Below are 9,232 nucleotides of genomic sequence, written 5' to 3' on the forward strand. Positions count from 1 at the left end.
GCTCCTCCGCCGCGCGCTCGCGGCTCAGCGCCTCGCGGTGCGGCCGGGGCTCCAGCATGGCATGGAAGGCGTCCGCCGCCGCCAGCAGCCGGGCCCCGGGCGGCTGCTGGGCCCCGGGAGCGCGGCGAAAGTAGCCGGAGGAGTCCATGCGCTCGTGGTGCATCGAGGCCACGCCGGCCAGGCGGTGGAGGGCCTCCGGACGGGCCAGCACCCGGTCCGTGTAGTACGGATGCATCCGGACCTTCTCCCACTGGTCGAACGACAGCGGGCCTTTTCGGTTCCAGATGGTCGCGGACACTCCCACCCGCCCCACGTCGTGGGCCAGGCCGGCGCGGTGGACCTCGTCCACGTCCGAGGAGGGCAAGCCCGCCACCTCCGCCGCGGCGCGGGCGAGATCGGCCACGCCCGTGGAGTGGCCGACGAGATAGGAGGACTTCAGGTCCGAGAACTCCGCCATGGCCCGCAAGGCTCCGTCCAGGCGCTCGGGCGAGAGCGCGACCGGAGGCTCGGGGTCGGCCTCCATCACCGCGTCCCATACGGAGGGCACGTCGGTGGCCGAGAGCACGGCGTCGGGGTCCCGGAGGAGCGCCTCCGCGGCGTCCGGCCCGTACATCGTCCGGGCCCGCCGGCGCACCATCTCGGGGACGCTCGCGGGGCCGCCGGCGTTGCTGAGGATCGTGGCCCCCTCGGCCACCTGCACCACCCGCACCGGCCGGGGGATGGCCTCGCCTTTCAGGCGGGCCGGACCCTTCCCGTCCCAGCGTTCGTTGAAGAGCCTGACGTCCTGCTGGATCTGGGCGTCGAACCCCATCCGTTCGGCCAGCATCTCGGCTACCTCGCACCGGGCGACGTCGTGGGACCGCATCCTCGGGGCCATGGCCACCAGCCGAAGAACCGCCGGCGGGAACCGGGCCCCAGGGAACTCGCGCGCCAGGTGCCGAAGCATCCGGGGCATCACCTGACGGGGATCCGCGTGGTCCAGGGGTGCGATGGCCATGTTCATGGCGAACTCGTCGCCGCCCATCGCCGCCATCTCATCGGAGTCCGCCGTGCAGCCGATGTGCCGCAGCAGCGCGAGCACGTAAGCTCGGCCGAGCTCCTCGTCCGGCAGGCCCATGGCCTCGCCCAGTCGCATCGACAGCAGACACACGGACAGGCCGGCTTCGAGTGGAGCGCCGAGGCCGATGTCGGTGGCGATCGACATCGCCCCCATCAGCTCGGCCAGTCGCAGCTCGCTCACCGTCGCCGTCCGGGTCAGCCCCCTTGGCTTCCGGCCACCGCCGCGGCGTGCTCGCCCGATCCGGCGGGCGCTTCGGGTCGATGGAAGTCCCTGGCCCGGACAAACACGACCGACACCACGGCGCCGGCGAGCGCCACGATGGCCCCGACCACGAAGATGTCGTTGAGCCCGCCCACGAAGGCCGAGCGGGCCACCTCGGCCACTCGCGCCCTGACCGGGCCGGGGAGCCGGCGCAGCAACTGCGAGAGGGAGCCCGAGGTGACGGCCTGCCCGATGGCGCCGGCCTGTCGGGCTGCGGGGGTGCCGGCCAGGCCAATCGTCACCGCTGATTGCACGTGGCTCTGGAAGATCGCCCCGAGCGCGGCGATGCCCGTGGCGATCCCGACCTGCCGGAACGTGTTGTTCACGCCCGAGGCCATCCCGGCCTGCCGTCCCGGTGCGACGGCCACGGCGGTCGAGGCGAGCGGCGCGTTCACCATGCCCACGCCCGCGCCCGCGAGCACGAACCCGGCCAGCAACGCGGTCCACGTGGACTGCGGCGTGAGCCCGCTCATCAGGAGGAGACCCACGCTGATCAGGACCAGGCCCGCCCCCATCAGCAGCCGCACGGGCAGCACCGACGACAGCCGGCCCGCGATGGGCGCGAACACGAAGATCAGGATCGATACCGGCATCAGCCGGAGCCCGGCCCCCAGGGCGGAGAACCCCAGCACGTTCTGGAGATACAGAGTGAGGTACAGGAACATCGAGAACATCGACGCCGACAGGGCGAACGCCACCAATTGGGCCCCGGTGAACGCCGGGATCCGGAACAGCTTCAGGTCGACCATGGAGTGCGGGCTCCGCGCCTCGATCAACAGAAACAGGCCGAGCAGCACCGCCCCTCCCACGAAGAGCCCCACGATGAACGGGCTGGTCCAGCCCTTGGCGTTCCCGCGCAGCAGCGCGTAGACCGTCAGGCCAAGCCCGGCCGAAAGGGTGACCAGCCCGGGAAAATCGATCCGCCGGTTGCTGGGGTCCCTGGACTCCGTCAGGCGCGCGACCGAGAGGAGCGCCGCCACGATCCCGATCGGGACGTTGACGAAGAAGATCCACCGCCACCCCGCCGAGGTCGTCAGCACCCCGCCGATCAGGGGTCCGATGGCCACGGCGAGGCCGGTGGTGGCGCCCCAGATGCCGAACGCCGTGCCCCGCTCCCGCGGCGGGAAGGCGTGGTTGATGAGGGCGAGCGAGGTGGAGAACATAATCGCGCCGCCGATGCCCTGAATCCCCCGGAACACGATCAGGACCTCCGAGGTCGGCGCCAGCCCGCAGGCCAGCGACGACAGGGAGAACAGGGCGACCCCCACGATGAAGATGCGCTTGCGCCCCAGGATGTCCGAGAGGGCGCCCGCGTTCAGGACCAGGACGGCCAGCGCGAGAGCGTACGCGTCGATCACCCACTGGAGGTCCGTGAAGGTGGCGTGGAGGTCGTGGCGGATGGTGGGCAGCGCCACGTTCACCACGGTGATGTCGAGCAGCAGCATGAAGATGGAGACGCACACGAGCCCGAGCGTCCACCATCGGTGGGCGTCGCCCCTGCCCGCCTCCCCCGGAGGGCCGGCCTGGATGTCGGTTCGCGCCATCTCGAGCTCCATCGTCGACGCCCGTCGTGCGCCCGTTCGGATCAGGGCTTCGACGGAACCGAGACTACCGGAGGATCGGCCGGCCGGCGTTAGTGGGCGCCGCTAGCGGGTGGTGCGGGGGTGCAGCAGGCCGAAGGCCAGGCCCGTCCGTGAGGGCCGCCAGGAGGCTTCGATGATGTCCCCCGACACGCCGACGGTGGTCCATTCCTTCTCGCCGTCCGAGGAATCGATGAGCACCCGAACGGTGGCCGCCGTCCCCTCCTTCCCGTCCAGCACGCGGACGGCGTGACCTCGTTCCACGAGGACGCCACCCCCACCTGGGGACGGCCGAAGTCCTCCTCCGAGAAGCCGACGGCCCCGAGCATGGACCGGGCCGGGGCCCGCTCCGGCCCCTCTGTGACCTCACGGCTCCGGCCCCGCCACGCGTCGCTCCGCATCTCAGACCTCCTCGGGGAAACGAGAGAGGGAGCCTAGCCGCTCGACACGCGGATCGGGAAACCCGCGCTTCGGGTCTCAGCCAAAGGAGCAGTCGACGATGACCTTGTTCAGAGCGCGTTCGAGGAGGGTGAGCTCCTGATCATCGAGCTGGGCGACGAACAGCTTCGAGATCCCCCGGGCGTGGACGGGCGCGGTCTCGGCGAGCCGGGCGATGCCCGCCTCGGTGAGCGCCACCACGACACCACGGGCGTCGGTACCCGCTCTGTCCCGGCGGACGAGGCCCTCATCCTCCAGCCGGGCGACGCGACGGGACATGCCCGAGCGAGAGATGAGCGCCCGGGCCGCGAGCTCCGTCATGCGCAACTCACCGTGGGCGGCCGCCAGCTGAGCGAGCACGTCGAAGTCGGCCAGGGCCAGACCCGTCTCCCGTTCCAGATCCGTGTCGAGCCGGCGCATGAGCGTGGCGTGGGCGCGCAGCAGCGAGCGCCAGGCCTCGAGCCCACGGCGGCCCGGCACCTGATCCTCCACGAGCCTGTCGAAGAACTCTGCGACATCGCTCTCAGGAAGTATTTGCATGTGCACCTAGTTTGGGCGTAAAGTATTTGCAAGGGAAAGCATACAGGGGGCGGACCAGCCCCGGGAAAGGAGCGGCCGCCGTGTCCACCGAAGTGGAGTTCGACCTCGCTCAGTCCACCAGGCGTCGGTTCGGTACCGTGGCGGCCACCGAACGGGTTGCGCGGACCGCCGCCGCCCTGGAAGCGAACGGCATCCGAGCGATCCGGGCGGCGAACGCGGCCGAAGCGAAGCGAATCGTCCTGGATCTCATCCCGGATGGATCGCAGGTTCATCACGGCGCGTCGCAGTCGCTCGAGGTGTCCGGCATCACCGATGAGATCGAGAAGTCGGGCCGCTATGAACCGGTGCGCCCTCACATCGGAAGCCTGGACCGCACGACCCAGGCCGACGAGATCCGCCGCCTGTCTGCGGCGCCGGACGTGATGCTCGGGAGCGTCCACGCGGTCACCGAGACCGGTTCACTGCTGGCGGCCTCGATGGGCGGCAGTCAACTCGGACCGTACGCGAGCGGTGCAGGGCGAGTCATCCTCGTGGTGGGGACGCAGAAGATCGTGTCGGACCTCGAAGAAGGCCTGCGCCGGATCAACGAGTACTCGTTCCCTCTGGAGGATGCCCGCGCCCAGGCGGCGTACGGCATCCACAGCGCCGTGAACAAGGTCCTCATCATCAATCGCGAGATCATCCCCGAGCGCATCACCGTCGTCCTCGTCGACGAGGTCCTCGGGTTCTAGCAATGCCTGGATCGACGATGGGAGTCGGGATCATCGGGGTCAGCCCCGTCCGGGGCTGGGCTGCCACCGCCCACATTCCGGCACTGCGCGCGCTGCCGAACTACGAGATTCGGGCACTGAGCGCGCACAGCGAGGAATCCGCGCGCGCAGCGGGCGAAGCGTTCGGGGTCAGCGCGGTGTTCTCAGACCACGAGCAGGTGGTGACCCGAGCGGACGTCGACGTGGTCGCTGTTACGGTGAAGGTCCCGCACCATCGAGAGCTCGTCTCCGCCGCACTTGCCGCCGGCAAGGCCGTCTACTGCGAGTGGCCACTCGGTCGGGACCTCGACGACGCGCGAGCGATGGCCGCGCTCGCCGCCGAGCAAGGGGTTCGCACGGTCGTCGGGTTGCAGGCCCGCCAGGCGCCGGCGATCGAGCTCGTCCAACAGCTGCTCGGCGACGGATACGTCGGCGAGGTCCTCTCAACGACCATGGTGGGGCTGTCGGTCCTGGGCGACGTTCTGGTCCAGCCCAACGCCTACATGCTCGACAGGACAAACGGGGCCAACGTGCTCACGATCGCCGTCGGCCACAGCCTGGACATCCTCACCTACGTATTGGGCGAGTTCGCCGACCTGTCGGCCGTGTCGGATCTTCGGAGGCCGTTCATCACCATCGAAGAGACCGGGGAGCAGATCGTGAAAACGGCGGCCGACCAGATCGCGGTGATCGGCACCCTCACGTCCGGGGCGATCGCCAGCGTCCACGTCCGTGAGGCCGTGGCCGGCGGAACCGGGTTCCTGTGGGAGATCAACGGAACCGACGGAACGCTCCGGATCACCGCCGACGAGGCACAGCCCCAGATCTTTCCCCTGACCGTCTGGGGAGCACACGGGCAGAGCGAGCTCGCCGAGCTTGCCGTCCCGGCGGCGCTGACACAGAGATGGCCCGCGCTCACCAGCCTGGAAGGAGCGCCCGCCTTCAACGTCGGGCGTGCCTACGCGGCGTTCGCGGCAGACAAAGACGACGGAACCCACACCGTGCCGGACTTCGCCGACGCCGTCCGGCGCCACGAGGTCATCGCCGCCATCGAGAGGTCCGCGGAATCAGGGCAACGCGTGAAGGCGTAACCCGCTGCCCTCCCACGGCGGGATCGAGGTGGGCGACAGTCCGAGACGCTCGTAGTCCGCGGGTGAGCTCGCCATCACCACCCGTGGCGTCTGCCATCCGTCGATACGGGGAGGGCTAGACCGGGACCATCCGGCCGCTCGCGAAGAAGTAGCGCCGGAGCTTCGCGTAGTCCTCCCGGGGTCCGAGCGAGACGTTCTCGTATCCGATGAGCCCCGGCACGGTCCCCCGGTCCACCAGGGCCTTCATCGCCCGCCGGTTCTTCAGGCCGACGCCCGTGTCCGTGCCGGTCTTTCGGTAGAACATGCAGAAGCAGGTTCGGACGACGGGCCGGTCGAACAGCTCGACCAGGTCGGGCCACCGCTCCTTCGTGACGGGGTGCGCTTCGAACGCCATCCGGGCCAATCTACCGGCCGTGCCACGAGAAGTGCTGGTCGTCCCGGATGAAGGACCCAGAGCATGAGCTCATCGACCAAGGCCCGCGGTCAGCCGTGCGGACGGACTTCCACCAGGTCCCCGTCGATCCGCGCGTCGAAGATGGGGAGCCGCACGGTGGCCGGGCCACGCAGCACGCGGCCGTCCGTGAGCAGGAACGTGCTGCCGTGCAGCGGGCACACCACGGTCTTCAGGGAACCGGCGACCTTGACCACGCCGCGATCGAGGGGCGCGCCCTGGTGCGTGCACCGGTTGGCCGCGGCGAGGACCGAGTCGCCCATCCGGTACAGCAGGACCTCGGTCTCCCCGACCTGGACGCTCTTGGCCTTTCGCTCGGGCAGCTCCGCCAGCGGAATGGCCCGCATCCAGCCGCCGGCGATCTCGTCCGAACCCATGCTCATACCCTCGCGGCCCTGGCCGTGGCCCGTCCCGCTCCGAGCTCCCGGGAAAGACCCCGGGCCACCTCTTTCACCACCACCACCAGCGAGGAGTCCGGGCCCTTGGGGACCATGCGCTCCACGGGCCCGGTCACGCCGATCCCGCCGACGGCCGCGCCCCGGTTGTCGAACACGGGGGCGGCGATGGCTCCCTCGCCCACGATGGCCTCCTGGTCCTCCACGGCGAACCCCACCCGCTGGATCCGCTTCAGCTCCTGCTCGATCCCGGAGACGGTGGTGATGGTCCTGCCGGTGAGCGCCGGGAGGGGCCCGTCCACGAGCGCCTCGCGCGCCGGGGCGTCGAGGTGGCCCACGATGGCCTTGCCCGGGGCGCAGGCGTGCCACGGGATGGAGGCGCCCACCTCCAGCATCTGCACCGAGTTGTCCGGGCGGAAGACGTGGTGCACGATCAGCACGTTCGACCCGTACAGCACCCCCACCTTGACGCCCTCGTTGGCCCGGGCGGCCAGCGACTCCGCCCACAGCAGCGACCGGGCCCGGAGCTCGTGGTTGTCCAGGAACGCGTTCCCGAGCTGGAGGAGCGCGGGACCCAGGCGGTACTTTCCGGTCTCGGGGTCTTGCTCCACCAGCTCCTGGGCCTCCAGGGTCCGCAGGAGCCCGTGGACGGTGGGCTTGGCCAGGCCCAGGCGGTCCGACAGCTCGGTGATGCCGAGGCGGGGGACGCCCGACCCGAGGGCTTTCAGGATCTGCGCCGCCCGCTCCACGGATTGGATCACGATTCCTGGCCTTTCAGTATTGCCGAACGCTGTTCGATATCATAGACTCCGAAACGACGTGACCGTGGGTATTGTACTCGTGTCCCACAGCCCGATCCTGGCGCAGGGACTGGCCGAATTGCTGGCCCAGATCGGGTCCGAGGACGTCCCCCTGGCGGTGGCGGGGGGCGCGTCCGACGGCCGGCTCGGCACCAGCGTCGACCTGGTGGAGGAGGCGATCGTGCGGGCGGACCTCGGAGACGGCGTGGTGATCATCCCCGACCTCGGGAGCGCCGTGCTGACGGTTCGAACGGTCCTGGAAGGCGGGAACGACCACGGCGCCGTGCTGGTGGACGCCCCCTTCGTGGAGGGGGCCGTGGCGGCCGCGGTCACGGCGGCGTCGGGCGGGACCCGGGACGAGGTGGCCGAAGCGGCCAGGCAGGCGCGCGATGTCGCCAAGTTCTGAGCGAACGGTCCTGCTCCCCGCCGACCTGCACGCCAGGCCGGCCGGGCAGCTGTCCCGGGTCGCGGCCGGATTCGGCTCCAGGCCGATCACCCTCATCGCGGGCGGCAAGGAAGTGGATGCCCGCAGCGTCCTGCTGGTGATGCAGCTCGGGGCCACCAAGGGGACCGAGGTCACGGTTCGCGCCGTCGGCGACGACGCCGAGCAGGCCGTGGAGACCCTGGCGGGGATGCTCGCGGCGGTCACCCCGGTGGACGCGTCGGCCTAGCGCCCCAAAGCGCCCAAGCTCAGGGCAGCTCCGGCCAGGCCCGCTCCCGGACCAGGTCCCACACCTCTTCCACGGAGTCGCTGGCCATGGCGGCCCTGACCACCTCCGCGCATGCCTCCGCGGAGAGCCGGCGGACCCGGGCCCGAACCTCGTCCACCCGGGCCGGCGACACGCTCAGGCTCTCGATCCCGAGACCCACCAGCAGCGGCAGCACCAGCGGATCCGCCGCCCCCTCCCCACACACCCGGACGGCGCACCCGTGGTCCCGGCCGGCCCGGGCCACGCGGTTCATCAGCGTCAGCACCACGGGATGGGCCGAGAGCGCCGGGCGGGCCCCCGGGTCCCGCCGGTTGACCCCCAGCACGTGCTCGGTGAGGTCGTTCGTCCCGATCGACAGGAAGTCCAGCTCCTGGGCGAGGCGATCCGCCAGCAGTGCGGCGGACGGGACCTCCACCATGACTCCGAGCTCGGGAACCGGGACCCCCGTCCGCTCGGCCGCGCCCTCCAGCACCGTGCGGGCCAGCCGAACCTCCCGGAGCGACGTCACCATGGGCACCAGGATGCCGAGCCGGCAGTCCCGCCCCAAGTCCAGCGCCGCCCGGAGCTGCGAGGCCAGGGCGTCCTCCGACTGGAGGAGCGAGGGCAGGCCGCGCAGATGTGGACCCGCCCCGTCCGGCAGGCTGGCCGACAGGAACGGGGGCACCTTGTCCCCCCCGAAGTCCAGGACCCGGACGATGGCCCGCCGGCCCGCCAGCTGGCGAAGGATCGGCTCCAGGGCCCGACGGTGCGCGCCCTCGTCCGGCCACACCGTGGCCTCCAGGAACGACAGCTCGGTGCGCAGGAGCCCGACCCCTTCGGCCCCCGCCTCCAGGCCGGCGGCGGTCTCGGCGGCGGTCCCGACGTTGCACAGCAGTCCGATCCGGATGCCGTCGGTGGTCTCGCACGGCAGGCCTCGCTCCCGGGCCAGCGCCGAGCGCCGCTCCGAGGCGGCGCGCATGGCCGAGACGGCCCGGGCCACCTCGTCGGCCGCCGGCTGCACCGTCACGGTGCCCTCGTCGCCGTCCACCACCACGGCCGTCCCGTCCGGGACCCGCAGGATGGAGGGGTCCACCCCGAGGACGAGCGGGAGTCCCAGGCTGCGGGCCACGATCGCGGCGTGCGAGTTCGGCCCGCCCCGCACGGCGACGCCCGCCGCG

12 protein-coding genes are annotated in these 9,232 nt (G+C 71.2%); 4 read left to right on the forward strand and 8 right to left on the reverse strand.

The window, feature by feature from the left end; genetic code table 11:
* From M3Q23_02555 to M3Q23_02570, 4 genes are all read right to left on the reverse strand, one after another.
* On the reverse strand, nt 1-1,240 hold a 1,240-nt coding region (locus M3Q23_02555; protein MDP9340992.1), incomplete at its 3' end, for an HD domain-containing protein.
* 14 nt (nt 1,241-1,254) lie between these two features.
* Nucleotides 1,255-2,865: an MFS transporter gene (locus M3Q23_02560; GenBank protein ID MDP9340993.1), complete on the reverse strand. Its 1,611-nt coding sequence runs from the start codon at nt 2,863-2,865 to the stop codon at nt 1,255-1,257.
* Between the two features lie 102 nt (nt 2,866-2,967).
* Entirely contained in the window at nt 2,968-3,102 is a 135-nt protein-coding gene (locus M3Q23_02565) for a hypothetical protein (GenBank protein ID MDP9340994.1), read from the reverse strand.
* 276 nt (nt 3,103-3,378) lie between these two features.
* Nucleotides 3,379-3,819, reverse strand: a complete 441-nt coding sequence (locus M3Q23_02570; protein ID MDP9340995.1) for a MarR family winged helix-turn-helix transcriptional regulator — start codon at nt 3,817-3,819, stop codon at nt 3,379-3,381.
* A 140-nt stretch (nt 3,820-3,959) separates the two neighbouring features.
* On the opposite strand from M3Q23_02570, the gene M3Q23_02575 reads away from it, so the two are divergent.
* Together M3Q23_02575 and M3Q23_02580 are read left to right on the forward strand one after the other, a co-directional pair.
* On the forward strand, nt 3,960-4,610 hold the full coding sequence (locus M3Q23_02575; GenBank protein ID MDP9340996.1) for a lactate utilization protein: 651 nt from the start codon (nt 3,960-3,962) through the stop codon (nt 4,608-4,610).
* Nucleotides 4,611-4,612: 2 nt separating this feature from the next.
* A complete protein-coding gene (locus M3Q23_02580; GenBank protein ID MDP9340997.1) occupies nt 4,613-5,719 on the forward strand; it encodes a Gfo/Idh/MocA family oxidoreductase in 1,107 nt (368 codons plus the stop codon).
* Nucleotides 5,720-5,834: 115 nt separating this feature from the next.
* Here the strand turns inward: M3Q23_02580 and M3Q23_02585 are convergent, their stop codons facing one another.
* The 3 genes from M3Q23_02585 to M3Q23_02595 form a co-directional block, all read right to left on the reverse strand.
* Entirely contained in the window at nt 5,835-6,113 is a 279-nt protein-coding gene (locus M3Q23_02585; protein MDP9340998.1) for a hypothetical protein, read from the reverse strand.
* 89 nt (nt 6,114-6,202) lie between these two features.
* On the reverse strand, nt 6,203-6,547 hold the full coding sequence (locus M3Q23_02590) for a Rieske (2Fe-2S) protein (protein MDP9340999.1): 345 nt from the start codon (nt 6,545-6,547) through the stop codon (nt 6,203-6,205).
* A gap of 2 nt (nt 6,548-6,549) precedes the next feature.
* A complete protein-coding gene (locus M3Q23_02595; GenBank protein MDP9341000.1) occupies nt 6,550-7,326 on the reverse strand; it encodes an IclR family transcriptional regulator in 777 nt (258 codons plus the stop codon).
* 58 nt (nt 7,327-7,384) lie between these two features.
* Here M3Q23_02595 and dhaM point away from each other — a divergent pair, with 58 nt between their 5' ends.
* The gene (dhaM, locus tag M3Q23_02600) at nt 7,385-7,771 is read left to right on the forward strand and encodes a dihydroxyacetone kinase phosphoryl donor subunit DhaM (GenBank protein MDP9341001.1); all 387 of its coding nucleotides are present in this window, start codon (nt 7,385-7,387) and stop codon (nt 7,769-7,771) included.
* Complete coding sequence (locus M3Q23_02605; GenBank protein ID MDP9341002.1) at nt 7,755-8,036, forward strand: HPr family phosphocarrier protein; 282 nt, start codon at nt 7,755-7,757, stop codon at nt 8,034-8,036. The genes dhaM and M3Q23_02605 overlap by 17 nt, the downstream gene beginning before the upstream one ends.
* A gap of 19 nt (nt 8,037-8,055) precedes the next feature.
* Here M3Q23_02605 and M3Q23_02610 read toward each other — a convergent pair.
* On the reverse strand, nt 8,056-9,232 hold a 1,177-nt coding region (locus M3Q23_02610), incomplete at its 5' end, for a PEP-utilizing enzyme (protein ID MDP9341003.1).

The sequence above is a fragment of the Actinomycetota bacterium genome (genome assembly GCA_030774015.1).
GTDB lineage: Bacteria > Actinomycetota > UBA4738 > UBA4738 > JACQTL01 > JALYLZ01.